Annotated in this window: 17 protein-coding genes and 1 riboswitch; of the genes, 16 read left to right on the top strand and 1 reads right to left on the bottom strand. The window is 50.3% G+C overall.

The features are described from left to right. The first annotated feature begins 11 nt into the window (after positions 1-11). From coaBC to KNO72_RS02095, 11 genes are all read left to right on the top strand, one after another. Positions 12-1,202 (top strand): bifunctional phosphopantothenoylcysteine decarboxylase/phosphopantothenate--cysteine ligase CoaBC, encoded by a 1,191-nt coding sequence (gene coaBC, locus KNO72_RS02145; RefSeq protein WP_214733689.1) that lies wholly within the window; start codon positions 12-14, stop codon positions 1,200-1,202. Further along, complete coding sequence (gene priA, locus KNO72_RS02140) at positions 1,199-3,523, top strand: primosomal protein N' (RefSeq protein WP_214757124.1); 2,325 nt, start codon at positions 1,199-1,201, stop codon at positions 3,521-3,523. Before coaBC ends, priA begins: the two co-directional genes overlap by 4 nt. Before the next feature lie 11 nt (positions 3,524-3,534). Beyond that, entirely contained in the window at positions 3,535-4,935 is a 1,401-nt protein-coding gene (gene fmt, locus KNO72_RS02135) for a methionyl-tRNA formyltransferase (RefSeq protein ID WP_214757123.1), read from the top strand. Then, complete coding sequence (gene rsmB / locus KNO72_RS02130) at positions 4,922-6,253, top strand: 16S rRNA (cytosine(967)-C(5))-methyltransferase RsmB (RefSeq protein ID WP_078146672.1); 1,332 nt, start codon at positions 4,922-4,924, stop codon at positions 6,251-6,253. Before fmt ends, rsmB begins: the two co-directional genes overlap by 14 nt. Positions 6,254-6,256: 3 nt before the next feature. After that, positions 6,257-7,342 (top strand): dual-specificity RNA methyltransferase RlmN, encoded by a 1,086-nt coding sequence (gene rlmN / locus KNO72_RS02125; protein ID WP_214757122.1) that lies wholly within the window; start codon positions 6,257-6,259, stop codon positions 7,340-7,342. A gap of 8 nt (positions 7,343-7,350) precedes the next feature. Then, positions 7,351-8,085, top strand: coding sequence for a Stp1/IreP family PP2C-type Ser/Thr phosphatase (locus KNO72_RS02120; protein WP_214733691.1), 735 nt, complete (start codon positions 7,351-7,353; stop codon positions 8,083-8,085). A gap of 5 nt (positions 8,086-8,090) precedes the next feature. Next, entirely contained in the window at positions 8,091-10,043 is a 1,953-nt protein-coding gene (pknB, locus tag KNO72_RS02115) for a Stk1 family PASTA domain-containing Ser/Thr kinase (protein ID WP_214684500.1), read from the top strand. Positions 10,044-10,085: 42 nt separating this feature from the next. Beyond that, entirely contained in the window at positions 10,086-10,973 is an 888-nt protein-coding gene (rsgA, locus tag KNO72_RS02110; RefSeq protein WP_214684887.1) for a ribosome small subunit-dependent GTPase A, read from the top strand. Positions 10,974-10,976: 3 nt separating this feature from the next. Continuing rightward, on the top strand, positions 10,977-11,633 hold the full coding sequence (rpe, locus tag KNO72_RS02105; RefSeq protein WP_015881346.1) for a ribulose-phosphate 3-epimerase: 657 nt from the start codon (positions 10,977-10,979) through the stop codon (positions 11,631-11,633). 20 nt (positions 11,634-11,653) lie between these two features. Then, a riboswitch (TPP riboswitch) is annotated at positions 11,654-11,754 on the top strand. 72 nt (positions 11,755-11,826) lie between these two features. Beyond that, positions 11,827-12,402, top strand: a complete 576-nt coding sequence (gene thiT / locus KNO72_RS02100; RefSeq protein WP_214684498.1) for an energy-coupled thiamine transporter ThiT — start codon at positions 11,827-11,829, stop codon at positions 12,400-12,402. Beyond that, positions 12,399-12,986, top strand: a complete 588-nt coding sequence (locus KNO72_RS02095; protein ID WP_214684496.1) for a thiamine diphosphokinase — start codon at positions 12,399-12,401, stop codon at positions 12,984-12,986. The genes thiT and KNO72_RS02095 overlap by 4 nt, the downstream gene beginning before the upstream one ends. A 55-nt stretch (positions 12,987-13,041) precedes the next feature. On the opposite strand, the gene rpmB is transcribed toward KNO72_RS02095, so the two are convergent. After that, positions 13,042-13,230 (bottom strand): 50S ribosomal protein L28, encoded by a 189-nt coding sequence (rpmB, locus tag KNO72_RS02090; RefSeq protein WP_015881349.1) that lies wholly within the window; start codon positions 13,228-13,230, stop codon positions 13,042-13,044. Positions 13,231-13,482: 252 nt separating this feature from the next. Between rpmB and KNO72_RS02085 the strand changes: the two genes are divergently transcribed. From KNO72_RS02085 to recG, 5 genes are all read left to right on the top strand, one after another. Next, positions 13,483-13,845, top strand: a complete 363-nt coding sequence (locus KNO72_RS02085) for an Asp23/Gls24 family envelope stress response protein (RefSeq protein ID WP_015881350.1) — start codon at positions 13,483-13,485, stop codon at positions 13,843-13,845. A gap of 22 nt (positions 13,846-13,867) precedes the next feature. Further along, positions 13,868-15,547: a DAK2 domain-containing protein gene (locus KNO72_RS02080; protein ID WP_214757121.1), complete on the top strand. Its 1,680-nt coding sequence runs from the start codon at positions 13,868-13,870 to the stop codon at positions 15,545-15,547. Positions 15,548-15,610: 63 nt separating this feature from the next. Next, positions 15,611-16,273 (top strand): L-serine ammonia-lyase, iron-sulfur-dependent subunit beta, encoded by a 663-nt coding sequence (sdaAB, locus tag KNO72_RS02075; RefSeq protein WP_214684492.1) that lies wholly within the window; start codon positions 15,611-15,613, stop codon positions 16,271-16,273. A 12-nt stretch (positions 16,274-16,285) separates the two neighbouring features. After that, positions 16,286-17,173, top strand: coding sequence for an L-serine ammonia-lyase, iron-sulfur-dependent, subunit alpha (gene sdaAA, locus KNO72_RS02070; protein ID WP_015881353.1), 888 nt, complete (start codon positions 16,286-16,288; stop codon positions 17,171-17,173). Next, positions 17,160-19,190: an ATP-dependent DNA helicase RecG gene (gene recG / locus KNO72_RS02065; RefSeq protein WP_214757120.1), complete on the top strand. Its 2,031-nt coding sequence runs from the start codon at positions 17,160-17,162 to the stop codon at positions 19,188-19,190. The genes sdaAA and recG overlap by 14 nt, the downstream gene beginning before the upstream one ends. Positions 19,191-19,238: the final 48 nt, after the last annotated feature.

The following is a 19,238-nucleotide window of genomic DNA, read 5'->3' as shown; positions in this document are numbered from 1 at the left end:
GGAGTTTGGGAATGGTGAAGGATCGTACTATTTTGTTATGTGTGAGTGGTGGCATCGCCGCCTATAAGGCGTGTGCGCTCACATCGAAATTGGTTCAAGCCGGAGCGAATGTTCGCGTCGCGATGACGAAGTCGGCAGAACAATTCGTGGGTCAGGCGACCTTCCAGGCGCTCAGTCGCAACCCGGTCTATACGGACGTGTTCGAAGAGCATGACCCGACAAAGATTGCACATATCGATGTCGTCGACTCGAGCGATTTGATTGTCGTGGCCCCGGCGACGGCAAATACGATTGCAAAATTGGCGAACGGGATTGCGGATGACTTTATTACGACGTCCATTTTGGCTGCGAAGTGCCCGGTCATCATCTCACCAGCGATGAATGTGAACATGCTCGAACATCCTGCCACACAGCGCAACATCGAGACGCTAAAATCATACGGCTATCAGTTGATTGAACCCGGTGTCGGCAACTTGGCTTGCGGATGGATTGGCGGGGGACGTCTGCCTGAACCGGAAGACTTGGTTCGCATCATCGAAAGCCAATTCGTTCCGAAACTATATCTTGGAAAAGATGTCTTGATCACGGCTGGCCCGACTGTCGAACGCATCGATCCCGTCCGTTACTTATCCAATGATTCGTCTGGAAAAATGGGCGTCGCACTCGCTGAGGTGGCTCGAGACATGGGCGCCCGTGTCACGCTCGTCCATGGCCCGCTTCAAGTTCCTGTCCCAGATGGCGTGACAGCGGTTCCCGTCAAGTCAAGTGAGGAGATGCTGCGCGAAGTGACGAGCCGCTTTGAGGCTTCAGACCTTGTCGTGAAATCGGCGGCAGTTGCGGATTATCGTCCGAAAACGGTGCATTCGGAAAAACATAAAAAAGTTCACGGTCCACTCATGATCGAACTTGAAGAAACGACAGACATTTTAAAATCACTCGGTGAGAAGAAGACCCATCAAGTGTTGGTCGGATTTGCTGCTGAGACGGAACGACTCGAGGAGCATGCGGCAGCTAAGCTGAAGCGGAAAAACGTCGATTACCTCGTGGCGAACGATGTGTCTGGCAGTGACGTTGGATTCGGGGCGGACGACAATGAGGTCGTCTTGTTCCATGCAGACGGGACGACACATCGACTTCCGAAACAGTCGAAGAAACAGTTAGCGTTCGAGTTGCTCACACACTTTAAGGAAGCGGTCCGATGATTGCACATGTACATGTCGATGCACCGGTGATCACGATTGATCGTCCGTTTGATTACGAAGTACCTGAACAATTTGAGGCTTTGATTGAACCGGGCATGCGCGTCTCTGTCCCATTCGGGTCCCGTCGTCTGCTCGGGATTGTCGTCGGTACGTCAGATGGGACGAGAGATGGATTAAAACCGTTAGAAGCGCTGTTAGATGAGGAATCTTCACTCACCGATGAACTGCTCGCTTTATCCATTCATGTGAAAGAGACGACACTTTGCTTTCGTTCATCCGCCCTGCTCGCGATGCTTCCGGCCGCGCTCAAGGTGAGTTATGACAAAGAAATCAAAGAAGGGTATGTGCCTGATGGGGTCCGCCTCGGAACGCATTTATCGGAGTATCCAAAAGAAGTCCAATCGGTCATTCTTGGACTCGCTAAAAAAGGGGAGCTGATCTTAGCGCCCGTCTTAAAAGAAAAGAAGACTGTTAAGACCGACGTCGTCGTCGAGCTCCTCGATGCAACGGTCGTGCCAAAACGTGCGAAAAAGCAACTTGAAGCGGTCAACCTACTAAAGGAGACCCCACGCATGTATTGGTCGGCACTACGTCAAATTGGTCTGACTCGTCCACAACTGCAAAAACTTGCCGACCTCGGAGCGGTTCGATTGACCGAGGTCGAGTTGAACCGCGACCCGTACACGACGATCGAGCAAGTCGAGGAATCGGTTCAATTGAACGACAGTCAGGCTAGTGCCGTCTTGGCCATACAGGAGGCTGAAGCAGGTGAGACGTTACTCGTCCACGGTGTGACGGGGAGTGGGAAGACCGAAGTCTATTTAGAATCAATCGGACAAGTCATCGATGAAGGCAAGCAGGCCATCTTACTCGTTCCTGAAATCAGTTTGACCCCGATGATGGTCAAACGCTTCAAGCGTCGTTTCGGCGATCGGGTCGCCGTGTTGCACAGTGCTCTGTCTAAAGGTGAGAAGTACGACGAGTGGCGTAAGATTAAACGGAATGAAGTCGACGTCGTCGTCGGTGCCCGTTCTGCCATCTTTGCCCCGCTCGACCGACTCGGTCTGATCATCTTAGATGAAGAGCACGAGACGACGTACAAGCAAGAAGAGAACCCGCGCTATCATGCGCGCGATGTTGCCATCTGGCGGGCTCGTTATCACGGTTGTCCTGTCGTGTTAGGCAGTGCGACCCCGTCACTTGAATCGTATGCCCGGGCACAAAAAGGCGTCTATCGCTATTTGCATTTGAAAGAACGGTATGGCGGTGAGATGCCACCGGTCCATATCATTGACATGCGCCGAGAGTTGGCGAAGGGCAATACGACGATGTTCTCGGAAGAATTGTTCCAAGGGATTCTCGACCGGATCGAGAAAAAAGAGCAGTGCGTCATTTTATTGAACCGTCGTGGATTCACGACGTTCGTCATGTGCCGGGACTGCGGGGAAGGCATGACATGTCCGCATTGTGCCGTCAATTTGACATATCATCAATATGGAGATCGGTTGAAGTGTCACTACTGCGGTTACGAGGTCGGTATGCCTTCGACGTGTCCATCCTGCAATAGTAAGAAAATCAAACAGTTCGGGTCGGGCACACAAAAAATCGAGACGGAACTGTTGAACCGGATTCCAGAAGCGCGCATCATCCGAATGGACCAGGATACGACGTCTCGAAAAGGTTCACATGAGCAGTTGTTGCGTCGTTTCGAAGAAGGGGAGGCCGACATCTTACTTGGCACGCAGATGATTGCCAAGGGGCTCGACTTCCCAAACGTCACCCTCGTCGGGGTACTCGCGGCGGATGCGACACTCGGGATGCCTGACTTTCGGGCGACCGAACACACCTTCCAACTTGTCACGCAAGTGGCAGGAAGAGCCGGGCGCGGAAAACTTCCGGGTGAGGCGTTCGTCCAAACGTATAACCCGGACCATTATGTGATCGAGACTGCGAGTGAACATGATTATGAGACATTTTTCGCCAAAGAGATGGGACTCAGACAAGTCGGAAATCATCCTCCTTACTGGTTTTTAACGCTCGTCACGTTTTCGGCGGAAAATCCCCTTGTCGCCAAGGCCGAGGCAGAATTGTTCGCATCAGACTTTTTACAAGCGCACGTGGAGAATAGTCGCTTGAATGGACCGATGCCGGCACCGTTATCGAAATTGAAGAACGCCTATCGTTATCAAGTATTCATTAAAACGAAACAACCCGATACGCTTTACGCCGAGCTGGCACGATTACAGCAAGCGAGAGCCAAAGCAATCAGCAAGAAAGAATATCAAATGAGTATCGATGTGAACCCATACGTATTCATGTGAGGTGGAGAGACATGTATAAAGTAGTAGAAGTACCGAATGACATTTTGCGCGTAACGTGCGAACCGGTGACAAAGTTTGATAAAAAATTGCGTCAGACTGTCGACCGATTGTTTGATACGATGTATGAGTATGACGGAGTTGGTGTCGCGGCACCGCAAGTCAATTTGAACCAGCGGCTCGCGGTCGTCCATACCGATGATGAGACGGGACCGCTCGTCTTGATCAACCCGGAAATCATTGAAACATCCGGTCGAGAAGTTGGACTAGAGGGATGTTTGAGCATCCCAGGCGAATTCGGATTCGTGGAACGACATGAGTCGATCGTCGTCAAGAATCAAGATTTGAAAGGGCGGACACATACGATTCAAGCGAGCGGCTTTTTCGCTCGTGCGATTCAACATGAGATGGATCATTTGGATGGCGTCTTGTTCACAGACAAGCTCGCCGTCCCGAACCCTGGAAAAGACAAACGCATCGTCTTCATGGGGACGCCGACGTTCGCCGTATCGGTACTTGAGCGACTGCTTGAAGAAGGATACAATGTCGTAGGTGTCGTATCGCAACCGGATAAACCGGTCGGGCGAAAACGTGAACTTAAGCCGACTCCAGTAAAAGAGTGTGCGCTTCGTCACGGTATTCCCGTGTTGCAGCCTGAAAAAGTGCGCACAGACTATGCAGAAATTTTAGAGCTGAAGCCTGATTTGATTGTGACGGCGGCGTACGGACAAATCGTGCCGACCGCCTTACTAGAAGCCCCGCCTCACGGAGCCATCAACGTACATGCCTCCCTCCTTCCGAAATATCGCGGAGGTGCCCCGATCCATCAAGCCATTCTTGATGGGGAGTCTGAGACAGGTGTGACGATCATGTACATGGTCGACAAGTTAGATGCAGGGGACATGATTGCCAATACCATCGTACCTATTGAAGAGACGGATACAGTCGGGTCTTTATTTGATAAACTGGCTGTAGCAGGAAGCGATCTTCTGATCCGTACGCTTCCGGCCTTCTTGGAAGGGTGGATTGAGGCGGTGCCTCAAGACGAGCGAGACGTGACGTTTGCTCCGAACATCAGCCGTGAGCGTGAACAGATTGATTGGACGAAGCATGGCGAGTCCATCTACAACCATATTCGAGGAATGAATCCATTCCCGACGGCCTATTCAACGCTTGAAGGCGAACGAGTGAAATTGTTCATGGGAGAAAAAACGACAGGAACGGGACAGTCGGGAGAAGTCGTTCGTCTGGAAGAAGACGGATTTGTCGTGGCGACAGGGAACGACGTCGCAATCAAAGTGACCGATTTGCAACCCGCAGGTAAGAAACGGATGGATGGTGCAACTTTCATGCGTGGTGCCGGACAAAAGCTACGGATTGGCGACCGATTAGGAGGAACTCATGAACGTACGTGAAGCAGCGCTTGATACGCTGATGAAAATTGAACAAGGCGGCGCGTATTCGACGATTGCCGTCAATGATACATTGAAACAAAAAAAAGTTGCCCCAAAAGATGTCGGTCTCTATACCGAACTCGTATATGGGACGCTCAGTCGCAAAGGAACGCTCGATTATATTTTGAAAGACCGCATCCGTTCGCCGAAGAAGCTAGACAAGTTTGTCCTCCCGCTTCTTCGGATGAGCGTTTATCAACTCTTCTATCTTGATAAAGTACCCGACCGGGCCGTCCTACACGAGGCGGTCGAAATCGCGAAAAAACGAGGTCATCACCTCGGAACGAGCAAATTCGTAAACGGGGTGTTACGAAATGTGCTTCGGGAAGGGTTTCCGGACTTTAGTGGCTTGACCGATGCAGAACGAATCGCCATCGAGCACAGTCATCCGGAATGGCTCGTATCAGATTGGATTGAGTTATATGGTGTGGAAACGGCAGAAGCGATTTGCCGATTAAACAATGAACCTGCTCCTGTTACGATTCGGGTCAACCGAAAGCGCATTTCAGTGGATGAGATGATGAACCGGTTGGCTGATGCTGGCGTCATGACGTCACGTTCGGAACTGTCGGCAGATGGACTCGTCGTAGAGTCTGGGAATGTCCATGCGACCCCATTTATCGAGGAAGGTTTCCTATCGATTCAAGATGAAAGCTCCATGATTGTCGCGGATGCACTCGGCGTGTCGAAAGACGATGTCATCCTAGACGCATGTGCCGCACCAGGCGGCAAGGCGATGCATACGGCAGAGCGGATGCAAGGTGGGTCGCTCACCGCGCTTGACCTTCATCCGCACAAAGCAAAATTGATTGACCAACAAGCGAAACGTCTACACATCAATGGAGTGACCGCACTTGCCCTTGATGCTCGTTTAGCAGGTGAACGGTTTGAAGAAGAGAGTTTTGACCGGATTCTTTTAGATGTCCCTTGTTCGGGCCTTGGCGTCATTCGTCGAAAGCCGGATATTAAATGGACGAAGGACAAAGCTCAACTCGAAAACTTACCAAAGATACAAAGACAAATCATTGATGCCGTATTGCCACTGCTCAAACCAGGTGGTACGCTAGTTTACTCGACATGTACAATCGACCCGTCTGAAAATGAGACGCAGGCTGACTATATTCTGTCGAAAGGATTGATGTGGGACGAAACGCTCAAAGGTCGTCTCCCACAATCTGTTCGTCCGATGATGGAATCGGACCGTGCTGAACTAAAATTATTACCGACGACATTCGGGACCGACGGCTTCTATATCGCCGCATTTAAGAAAGAGGTATAAAACATGAATCCAAAAGCAGTAGAAAAGAATCCACTCGTAGGCGCAAAACCGTCACTTTATTCGTTGACGTTCCCCGAACTTGAGGCATGGGTGATCGAGGCAGGAGAAAAGGCATTCCGTGCGAAACAATTATATGATTGGATGTACGTCAAACGGGTCACGACTTTTGATGATATGACCAACGTTCCGAAAGCGCTTCGCGACAAATTAGAGGCATCGTTCCAATTGACGACGTTAAAAGAATTGGTCAAGCAGGAATCCCAAGACGGCACAATCAAGTTCTTGTTTGAACTTCAGGACGGGTACTCAATTGAAACGGTACTCATGCGTCACGAATACGGAAACTCGATTTGTGTCACGACACAAGTCGGTTGCCGGATCGGATGTACGTTCTGTGCCTCGACACTCGGCGGCTTGAAACGAAACTTAGAAGCCGGGGAAATCACAGCCCAAGTGCTCGACGTACAACGTGCATTAGACGCGACAGGAGAGCGCATCGACTCTATCGTCGTCATGGGAATCGGCGAACCGTTCGATAACTACGATGAGTTAATGCGTTTCTTACGTACTGTCAACCATGACAATGGACTCAACATCGGAGCACGACACATCACGGTATCGACGAGTGGGATTGTTCCAAAGATTTACAAGTTTGCCGATGAAGGTATGCGAATCAACTTCGCCATTTCACTTCACGCACCGACGACGGAATTGCGTACTAAGCTCATGCCGATCAACCGTGCCTTTGACTTGGACAAGTTGATGGATGCGGTCCGTTATTACACGGAGAAGAGCGGACGTCGCATCACGTTTGAATATGGACTCTTTGGTGGTGTCAACGATACGGAAGAATATGCCCATCTCTTGGCAGACCTGTTAAAAGGAATCAAATGTCACGTCAACTTGATTCCCGTCAACCATGTACTCGAACGTGACTATGTACGGACACCGCGAGCTCAAATCTTTGCCTTCGAAAAAGTGCTCAAAGACCGCAATGTGAACGTGACAATCCGTCGCGAGCAAGGGTCGGACATCGATGCCGCTTGTGGACAGCTTCGAGCGAAGGAGCGCGAACAAGAAACGAGGTAATCAGAAAGATGGAATTAGCATTTCGAACAGATCGTGGACAAGTACGCACACAAAATGAGGATGCAGTTTTAATCTTAGGTGATGCCATAACCGGGATTGCCCTGGTTGCAGACGGAATGGGTGGGCATGCAGCGGGAGAGGTCGCGAGTCAAATCGTGATTGAAGAGTTTAGACGGGCGTTCCCGTCTCTCCCGGCAACCCCTGTCGAAATCGAACGATGGTTCCGCCACCACATCGATTTGGCGAACGATCAAGTGTTGCAATTTGCGAAGCAGTCGAATCTTGTCATGATGGGAACGACTGTGGCAGCTGTTTGTTGGAATGAAGAAACGGTGGTCATCGTCCATATCGGAGATAGTCGCGTCTATGCGCTCCAGGCGAATGAGTTAAGACGTCTTACGGAGGACCATTCTTACGTCAATGTGCTCAAACAACTCGGTGAATTGACGGAAGAAGAGATGCGGGTTCATCCGAAACGAAATGTCATCACCCGGGCAATCGGTTCAAGCGAACAAGTCGAACCTGACGTGCAAGTGCTCGCTGACCCTGAGTTTGATGTGATTTTAATTTGTACGGATGGATTGACGACACACATGACCGATGTGGCGATTCAACACGTATTACAACAAACGGCATCCGCCGAACAAAAAGCGGAGCAACTCATTGCAGAAGCCAATCAATTGGGAGGAAGCGACAATATCACGGTCGCCCTCGTTCAATTCACAGATAGAAAGAGAGGATGAATCCGATGCGAAGCGGAGAACGAATCAACGATCGTTATCGGATCGAACAACAAATCGGCAGCGGAGGCATGGCAAATGTCTACCGGGCTCATGACGAGATCTTAAACCGAACCGTCGCCATCAAGGTGTTGCGATCTGAATTCTCACATAACGAACAATTTATACGTCGGTTCGAGCGAGAAGCCCATGCGGCTACGAGTCTGAACCATCCAAACATCGTGGCGATTTATGACGTCGGCGATGAAGAAGATTTGTACTATATCGTCATGGAGCATGTCGATGGGGTGACGTTAAAACAATATTTGCAAGAGGAATACATATCTGTCGATGAAGCGCTACGCATCATGGGACAGATTTGTGATGCGATTGACCATGCCCATGCGAATCGAATCATTCACCGTGATATCAAGCCGCAGAACATGATGATCGATCAGCACGGTAACGTGAAGGTGACCGATTTTGGGATTGCCGTGGCGATGTCGAATGCGACGTTGACGCATACGATGTCCGTACTCGGCTCGGTCCATTATTTCTCACCTGAGCAAGCGCGCGGTAAATTTGCTGATGAAAAGTCAGATATTTATTCGCTCGGTGCCGTACTGTACGAATTGTTGACAGGTCGTGTCCCGTTTATTGGCGAGACACCCGTCGCCGTCGCCCTTCAACATTTGCAAGATGACCCGATTCGACCGATGGACTTGAATCCGAATATTCCACAGGCACTCGAAAACTGCGTCATGCAAGCATTGTCGAAGTCACCAGGTGCCCGTCATGTTTCGGTCGCAGCCTTTAAGAAAGACTGCATGACGGCATTAAGCCGTGAACGCGCCAATGAGCCGAGACGTGTTCCGGCCAGTCAGGATGAGTTCGATCAAACGCTCGTCATGACACCGGTCATACCTGAAGAAAAACCAGAGACGCCAGTAACACCGACTCCGGTCACAGCGTCTAGTGAGCAAGAACCTGAAGCGGTGACTCCAGTAAAAAAGAAGAAACGCAAATGGTGGATTTGGATTTTACTCGTGTTGATCCTGATTGGAGGGAGCATTGCGGCATACGTGGTCGCCGATGAAATGTCACGAGCCGTCGTTCCGGATGTCGTTGGAATGAGTATCGGAGATGCCACTTCTGAACTTGAGAATGCCGATTTCGTCGTCGAAGTGACGGAGCGGGCGAGCGATGACGTCGAAGAAGGTGAGGTTATTTCGCAAAACCCACAACAAGGGCGTAAACCAAAACGAGGCACGACGGTGACCATCGTCGTTTCGGCCGGGAAAGAAACCGTCGAAATGCCGAATGTGGAGGGATTGTCCCAAACAGCAGCTGAACGCATGTTAAAAGATCTGGCATTCAGTGACCTTGAAATCAAAACAGAAGCTTCGGAAACAGTCGCTAGCGGAGATGTGATTTCGCAATCCCTCGACCCAGGCGAGGAAGTCGTTCCTTCAGAAGTGACGGTGACGCTCGTCGTGTCGACAGGAAGCAACAAAGTCGAACTGTCGAATCTCGCGGGATATACGTTTGACGAGGCATCGACTTATGCCGATCAAAACAAGTTAAAAATCGTGAGACGGGATGAGTTTTCGACAAGTGTTCCTAAAGGTCAAATCATCCGTCAACTTCCAACGGCGGGTACGGCAGTCGATCCGGGAACGGAACTTACGGTCATCGTATCGGAAGGGGTTGAACCGACGGACGTCTCCATCGAACGTGAAGTGAGCGTCGAAGTCGAGCAACCGGACAAAGACAAGAAACCGAAAGCCGTCGAGGTCGTGATTCGCACGGTCGATGCGCGCGGTGAAATTGAAGTGTTACGGGATAACATCACAGAGACGACAACGTATTCGTATACGCTCGTTATTGCCCCGGACGAAGTCGGGACCGCAACGATTGAAGTCGATGGTGAAATCGTCCGAACGGATTCAGTCACATATGCACAGGCCAAAGAGGCACAATAAAGAGGTGACGGTGTCGTCACCTCTTTTTTAAGGGAGGTAGTCATATTGAAAGGAACGATTATTCGCTTACAAGGCGGGTTTTATGATGTGATGACCGAGTCGAATCAAGAGATTCGGTGTCGGGCGAGAGGGAATTTTCGGAAACGAAACATCTCGCCTGTCGTCGGGGATGACGTGGTCATTCAAGATCAGGAAGATGGGACGGGCTATATTTTAGAGGTGGAGGAGCGTCAAAACCATCTCGTCCGCCCACCAATCGCCAACATCGATCAGGCATTTCTACTTTTTTCTGTGAAAGAACCGGCGTTTTCTTATCATTTGCTTGACCGATTCCTCGTATTGATCGAATCCAAACAAATTCATCCAATCATCGTGTTAACGAAGATGGACCTACTCAGTGAAGAAGAGACCGGACCGATTCAAGAGGCGGTCGCCCGCTATCGTACCATCGGATATGACGTGATTGAGACGTCGACGGAGCTTTCGGATGGGGTCGATCAAGTAAGGGGACTCTTCAAAGAGAAGACGAGCGTGTTTGCCGGTCAAACAGGTGTCGGGAAAAGTTCACTCTTGAACGCGGTCGCGCCTGAACTCGAATTGGCAACGGGGAAAATCTCAAAATCACTCGGCCGTGGGAAACATACGACACGTCACGTCACGCTCATTCAATTGGCCGACGGGCTTGTGGCGGATACGCCAGGATTTTCAAGTCTTGAGTTCCCGCAAGAACTCGAGGCGGATGAACTGAGATGGTGTTTCCCGGAGTTTGTGGAACGACATGACGATTGTAAGTTCCGGGGATGCGTCCATATCAATGAACCGGGGTGTGCCATTAAACAAGCCGTTGAAGATGGCAAAATTGCTTCAACTCGTTATGAGAATTATGTTACCTTTATGGAGGAGTTAAACGATCGTAAACGGAGGTATTGACAGATGATTAAAATCGCACCATCAATTTTAGCAGCCGACTTTGCCAATTTGGAAGCGGAAGTGAAAGCCGTTCAAGATGCGGGGGCAGATTATATCCATTTTGACGTGATGGATGGGCAGTTCGTGCCGAACATCTCGATTGGACTACCGGTCCTCGCGAGCTTGCGCAAAAAATCAGACATGGTTCTCGATGTGCATTTGATGATTGACCAACCGGAACGCTATGTCGAAGATTTCGTCAAGGCGGGGGCAGACATTGTGACGGTTCACGTGGAAGCAACGAACCATTTACATCGAGTCTTGCAGCAAATCAAAGCGGCAGGGGCGAAATGTGGGGTCGTCTTGAACCCGCACACCCCGCTCTCTACGATTGAACATATCCTTCAAGACGTCGATATGGTATTACTCATGACCGTCAACCCAGGGTTCGGTGGACAAGCGTTCATTGAATCCGTCGTACCGAAAATTTCGGCGCTCAGTCAGCTTCGCAAAGATCGTCAGCTCGATTTTGAAATTGAAATCGATGGTGGCGTCAATGAAGAGACGGCGAAACGTTGCATCGACGCAGGGGCTGATGTCCTAGTTGCCGGTTCGGCCATTTACAATCAACCGGATTATAAAGCCGCCATCGATAGCATTCGTGGCGCATCTCGTGTATAATCGACGGTAGAACAACAAGATAGAGTCGCAAGGGGTGTCACAATATGTGGCTGAGAGGCATACGCTAACCCTTTGAACCTGTTCCGTTCACACGGACGTAGGGATGTGGCGAAAATGCACGTTGCGAATCCAAGCAGCATGGCGTTTACGTCATGCTGCTTTTTGTCGTTCACACAATAAAGGAGGAAGAAAGATGAAATCACGTTTTAAATTACAAGCACTCATCGAAATTTCATTGTTCGCGGCGCTTGGACTAGTCTTTGATTTACTGATCCCATACCGTTTGCCACAAGGAGGGTCAATCAGTCTGGCGATGCTCCCGATCTTTGTGATGGCGTTTCGTCACGGATTGAAAGGGGGACTTGCGACTGGTGCGCTCGTCGGGACGCTTCAACTCTTGTTCGGAGCCTATATCTTTACGCCAGTTCAGTTCTTGCTCGATTATACGGTCGCGTACGGACTTGTCGGCGTGGCCGGCGTCTTTGCCGGACGTGTGAAACAGGCCGCTGGTCAAGGCGCGACGAAGACGCTCGCTACCTATTTGGTGATCGGCGCATTGATCGGGTCGGCGTTGCGTTATGCGGCTCACGTCATCTCAGGGATTGTCTTTTTCGCTGAGTATGCGGAGGGTCCGGTCGTGGCTTATTCACTTGGCTATAACGCAACTTATATGGTTCCGTCATTTGTCATCTCAGCCATCGTATTAGTCTTACTCTTCACGACAGCTCCGCGATTCACGCGTGTCGCGACACGGGACATTCGTCAATGAACATCTTGATCGTCGCGGCGAGTCCGGAACCTATTCCGGACTTACCGCGTGATGCCGATTTTGTCATCGGTGTCGATGGCGGATATCAGAGATTATTAGATGAGGGGATTGATGTCGACGTCGTGGTCGGGGACTTTGATTCGTTTGTCGGAACACCTCCTGAGGAAGCGCTACGTTATCCATCTGAAAAGGATGTGACCGACCTCGAGATTGCGCTTCAGTTGGCAATCGATCAAGGGGCGACCCAGATGCACGTGTACGGGGCACTCGGTGGTCGAGTTGATATGACGTTCGCGAACGTCGGTCTACTCGAATCGTATCCGGGGATGGTTCTTCATGGGACGGGTCAAACGATTTTTCTCGCTCGGCCAGGAAGTTATGAGATTAAAAAACTAGATGAACATTACTTGTCTTTCATGCCTTGGAAAACCGCTACGATTTCAATTGATGGGGTCAAATATCCACTCGACCGTCATCCGGTCCATAGCGCGCAAGCGTTGACTGTATCAAATGAGTGGAGCGAAGAGCGTGCCTTGTTGACGGTCCATGAGGGAATGGTCCTTGTCATGCTCGTCAAAAAATAAGCAAAAAAATCCCATCGGCGAATGCCGCTGGGATTTATTCGTTCGTGTATAAGTATTATACGCGTTCAACGAGACCTGATTTAAGTGCGCGAGCTGAAACCCAAACGCGTTTCGGTTTACCGTCAACGAGAATACGAACTTTTTGTACGTTTACACCCCAAGTACGTTTTGTCTTGTTGAGTGCGTGCGAACGGTTGTTACCTGATTTAGGTGATTTACCTGTTACGTAGCATTTACGTGCCATGCGTTTCCCCTCCTTTTTTATGTGGGTTCGTCCTAATAGACACTCGTTTATATTAGCACGGCTTTTTTCCCGATGCAACTAGAAAATCATACCATGACAAGAAAAAAACTTGACATTACTCTCAAGGATTTGAATAATGAATGAGGTTATCGCCTTAATTGACCGAGATTCTGGAGCAGGTTCTTTTAATAACTAGGTACTTATTGTAGAATGTACATTAGGAATCATTCCGAATAAAGGAGGCTACTCCATATGGCAATTGAAATGAAGACAACATATGGCAATATTGACATCACAAGTGACGTCATCGCGACACTCGCAGGTGGTGCGGCGATGGAATGCTTCGGTGTGGTCGGCATGGCTTCACAAGCACAATTGAAAGACGGCATTGCTGAATTGTTAAAACGTGAAAATTACGCGCGTGGTGTCGTCGTACGTCAAGAGGATGAGGACGTACATATCGACATGCACATCATTGTAAGCTACGGGACGAAAGTATCGGAAGTCGCATACAACGTGCAAAGCCGAGTAAAGTATACACTCGGAGAAACTTTAGGATTAAACGTTTCGTCGGTAAATATATTCGTTCAAGGCGTTCGTCTGACGAATGACTGACGAAAACGGAGGAGGATTTGGTGTGGGTTTAAATCGTTTAGATGGCGTGGCGCTCTCAAACATGATCGCGAACGGAGCGGCCAATTTGAGCCAAAACGCAGATTATGTAGATTCGCTTAACGTCTTCCCGGTTCCAGACGGAGACACGGGAACGAACATGAACTTGACGATGACGTCAGGTGCGAAAGAAGTAGCAACCATGAACACATCTGATGTCGCAGAGGTATCATCAAAGTTCGCTCGTGGACTCCTGATGGGAGCACGCGGAAACTCAGGCGTTATTTTAAGCCAGTTGTTCCGCGGTTTCGGGAAAGCCGTTGAAGGAAAGACGGAACTCACGACAATTGATTTTGCAGAAGCACTCAAACGCGGTGTCGATACGGCATACAAAGCGGTTATGAAACCGGTTGAGGGAACGATTTTAACGGTTGCTCGTGAAGCAGCTGATGAAGCGCTCCTTGCGTCTGAGTCGACAAGTGATTTCGCAGAGTTCATGAAACGAGTCATCGTCGAAGCAAAAGCTTCGTTAGACCGTACACCGGACTTATTACCGGTGTTAAAAGAAGTCGGCGTCGTCGACTCAGGTGGTCAAGGACTTCTCGTCATTTACGAAGGATTCCTCGCGAGTCTTGAAGGAAAGGAACTCGAAAAACCACATACACCGGTGATGGATGCATTGGTCGAAGCAGAACACCACGCGCATGCGGCACAAGGATTCATGTCGACAGAGGACATCGAATTCGGTTACTGTACGGAGATCATGGTCCGTTTCCAAGAGGACAAGCTGAAAGATACACCGTTCAACGAAGATGCATTCCGCAACGAGTTGTCTGAACTCGGGGATTCTCTTCTTGTCGTCGCGGACGAGGAACTCTTGAAAGTTCACGTTCACGTCGAGACGCCAGGTGAAGTCATCACGAAAGGGCAACGTTTCGGTGAACTCGTCGCGGTCAAAATCGAGAACATGCGTCAACAACACTCGACGATTCTTGAAGAAGAACACGGTGCCAATCAGCACGGTGTTCAACAAGCGGAGAAGCCGAAAGCACCATTTGCCATCGTAACGGTCGCAATGGGTGAAGGCGTCAGCGAACTGTTCCGTTCACTCGGGGCGGCCCACGTCATCGAAGGTGGTCAGACGATGAACCCGTCGACAGAAGATATCGTCAAGGCGATTGAGTCGGCACATGCGGAACACGTCTTCATCTTCCCGAACAACTCCAACATCATCATGGCGGCTGAACAAGCGGCGTCTGTCGCACCGTGCGGCGTGTCGGTCATTCCGACGAAGACCGTCCCACAAGGTCTCGCTGCAGCCATCGCATTCAATCCTGAAGCGGATGTCGAGATGAATGAACAAGCGATGAAAGCGGCAGCCGCGACAGTGAAGTCCGGCCAAGTGACATACGCTGTTCGTGATACGAGCATCGATGGCGTTGAAATCAAAAAAGATGAGCACATGGCGATTGCTGAGAAGAAAATCGTTTCTTCATCTCCATCGAGCTTAGAAGCGGCTAAACGATTAGTCGATGCGCTCATCGACGCAGACGATGAAATCGTCACGATCTTAACAGGAGAAGGCTCTTCTGCATCGGACGTAGAAGCGTTGACGTCATATATCGAATCGGTGAACGACGAGATTGAAATTGAAGTTCACGACGGTAAACAACCGCTTTACTCTTATATTTTTAGTGTGGAATAAGCTGTTTCGAATCCCTACCTTCTGTATAATGAAGGTAGGGATTTTTGAAAGGGGGAAAAATTGATGAAATATCGTAGTGTGTTTGACATCATTGGCCCGGTCATGGTCGGACCGTCGAGTTCGCATACAGCAGGTGCTGCCCGCATCGGCTTGATGGCCGGGAAGTTGTTCGGGAGAACGCCGCGTACGGCGCACATCACATTTTATGGGTCGTTTGCTGACACGTATCGGGGTCACGGTACGGACGTGGCGATCGTCGGTGGAATCATGGGATTCGATACATTCGATCTGAGAATCCCACAGGCGTTAGATATCGCCCGTGAAAAAGGAATCGAGGTCATCTTTGAGACGAGTGATCTGTTGACGGATCATCCGAATACGGCCCGGGTCTTGCTCGAAGATGATTTTGGCACATTTGAGATTGTCGGAATCTCAATCGGTGGGGGAACGATTGAGATTACGGAACTGAACGGATTCCCGTTGAAACTGACAGGCGGGGGACCTGCACTCGTCGTCTTGCACCATGATCGATTCGGGGCCATCGCGGCTGTGACCGGTGTGTTGGCGAACCACCAATTAAACATTGGACATATGGAAGTGAGCCGCCATGAAAAAGGGATGCAGGCGTTGATGGCGATCGAGATTGATGAGACCATTCCTGCGGAAGTGATCGCAGAGCTGGAACGGTTACCGCAAATCGAACGGATAGCTATTTTTGGGGAATGAGGAGAATGTGTGATGTTTAAATCAGTAGAAGAATTAGTGACGATTGCAACAGAACGGAACATCCCGATTTCTGAAGTGATGATTGAGCAGGAGATGCACGTCAGACGTGCCAGTCGCGAGGACATCATCGGGATGATGGACCGAAATCTTGAAGTGATGGAGGAGGCGGTCGAACGCGCACTCCAAGGTGTCACGTCGGTTACGGGATTGACGGGGAATGATGCCGTACTCATGCAAGACTATATTCGTTCGGGCAAGTCGCTCGCTGGGGACCTCATTTTAGATGCCGTCTCGAAAGCGATTGGGACGAACGAAGTGAACGCGGCGATGGGACGAATCTGTGCGACGCCGACGGCGGGGAGCGCGGGCGTCGTACCGGGAACGTTGTTTGCGGTAAAAGATCGCCTTGAAATGGACCGCGACGCGATGATCCGTTACTTGTTCACGTCAGGTGCGTTCGGATTCGTCGTGGCGAACAACGCCTCGATTTCAGGGGCGGCTGGTGGATGTCAGGCCGAGGTCGGGTCGGCGACGGGCATGGCAGCCGCGGCCATCGTTGAAGCAGCTGGCGGGACACCGGACCAGTCGGCTACGGCATTTGCGATAGCCCTAAAAAATATGCTCGGTCTCGTCTGTGATCCTGTGGCGGGGCTGGTCGAAGTTCCATGCGTCAAGCGAAACGCCATGGGCGGTGCCAACGCTATTGTCGCAGCAGATATGGCGCTCGCGGGGATTACCTCACGTATTCCTTGTGACGAGGTCATCTCGGCGATGCATGAAGTGGGACAAATGATGCCGACCGCCTTAAAAGAGACCGCAAAAGGCGGACTTGCCAATACACCGACGGCTCGTCGCCTCGAACGAAATATATTTGGAGCGAAAGAAGATGCAAAACAATGATCGACTGACGACGCTGAAAGGGGTCGGGCCAGAGATGGCCAAAAAGTTAGAAGTGATGGGACTTGTTCGAATCGAGGACGTGCTGGAGCACGTCCCGTTTCGTTATGAGAATTATAATAGTGGGACAGTGACGACGGCTGTTCACGGTGACCTCGTCAAGTGGAGCGGGACTGTCCAAGCCGAACCGCTCGTTCGCTACTATAGTAAAGGAAAGAATCGTCTCCAGTTCCGCTTGCTACTCGAAGACCGATACGCCGTCCAAGTGACGATGTTCAACCGTGCCTTCTATAAAGAAAAATTGGTGATCGGGGAGACGGTGACGGTCAAAGGGAAATGGGACATGAACCGGATGACAATCAGCGCGACCGACCTTGAATTTGGTGCCCCCTCAGGCGGATTGCAACCGATTTATTCATTACGAGCCGGACTGACACAAAAGAATTTCAGTCGGATTGTGAAGCTCGCTTTTGAGCAGGTGAACGATTTGCCCGAACAGGTCCCGCAAGCCATTCGCGACCGCTATCGATTAGTTGACCGGATGACGATGCTATGTGGGATGCATTTTCCAGATACAGTGGAGACCTATAAACAGGCGAGACGAAGCTATGTTTATGAAGAGTGTCTTATGTATCAGTTGAAATTACAGGCATTTCGGAAAATGGAGCGGTCAGGAAACGGTCGGGCCCTTCACCTCGATAAGCATCAATTGAATGAATTCGTCAAACGGCTCGCATTCCCATTAACCGGAGCCCAGAAAAGGGTCATCCGTGAAATCGTATCTGACCTTGAAAGACCAGAACGGATGAACCGATTATTACAAGGGGATGTCGGGAGCGGGAAGACCGTCGTTGCCGCGATTGCCTTGTATGCGACTGTGACAGCCGGGTGTCAAGGAGCTTTGATGGTGCCAACAGAAATCCTTGCCGAACAACATGCGACATCGTTACAGGAATTATTTGAACCGTTTGGCATCACGATTGCCCTCCTGACGAGCTCGGTGAAAGGGAAGGCGCGCGAAGCCCTACTGACGGCAATCCGATCGGGTGACGTCGACATCATCGTCGGGACGCACGCGCTCATCCAAGGACCGGTCGAATTTTCGAATTTACATTTGGCGATCACAGATGAACAACATCGATTCGGTGTCGAACAACGGAAGAAACTTCGCGATAAAGCTGAATTCGCGGACGTCTTATATATGACCGCGACACCGATTCCGAGGACGCTTGCCATCAGTGCGTTCGGAGAAATGGATGTTTCCACAATCGATGAGATGCCAAAAGGACGAAAGCCGATTGAAACGTATTGGGCGAAACACGACCAGATCGATCGTGTGCATGCAATGGTCGATCGGGAACTCGCACTCGGCCGTCAAGCGTATGTGATTGCACCTCTCATCGAGGAGTCGGATACATTAGAAGTGGAGAGTGCGACGGCACTGTATGAGCTATTGAAAGAACGCTTCTCGAACTATGGCGTTGGCCTGATGCATGGAAAGCTATCGAGTACAGAAAAAGACGAGATTATGAAATCATTCGCCGATAATGCGACACAGATTCTCGTCTCCACAACAGTCGTCGAGGTAGGGGTGAACGTCCCGAACGCCTCTCTAATCATCATTCATGATGCCGAACGTTTCGGTCTCGCGCAATTACACCAGTTGAGAGGGCGTGTCGGTCGTGGTGCCCATCAATCGTTCTGTATCCTCGTCGGGGACCCAAAGTCAGATGTCGGGAAAGTTCGACTTAAAACGATGACGGAGACGAACGATGGGTTCGTATTGGCAGAAAAAGATTTAGAGTTGCGTGGGGCTGGTGATTTCTTTGGAACCGCACAGAGCGGTCTCCCGAGTTTCCGTGTCGCCGATCCCGTTCTCGATTTGAAAGTGATGGAAGTGGCCATGCAAGATGCCGTGAAACTTCTTGGGAGCGACGCCTTTTGGCATGATGCTCAATATGAAGGGTTACGTGGTTATTTGAAACAACTCGACCTTCTCGTTGGGGAAAGGTTAGAATAGTACTTGAAAATGACGACTAAAGAATATATACTGCTATTAGTACCAGGT

Origin of the sequence: Exiguobacterium sp. s123, assembly GCF_018617075.1 — a bacterium.
GTDB lineage: Bacteria > Bacillota > Bacilli > Exiguobacteriales > Exiguobacteriaceae > Exiguobacterium > Exiguobacterium profundum.
The sequence above is the reverse complement of the archived record's forward strand: the minus strand, read 5'-3'. Positions and strand labels throughout refer to the sequence as shown.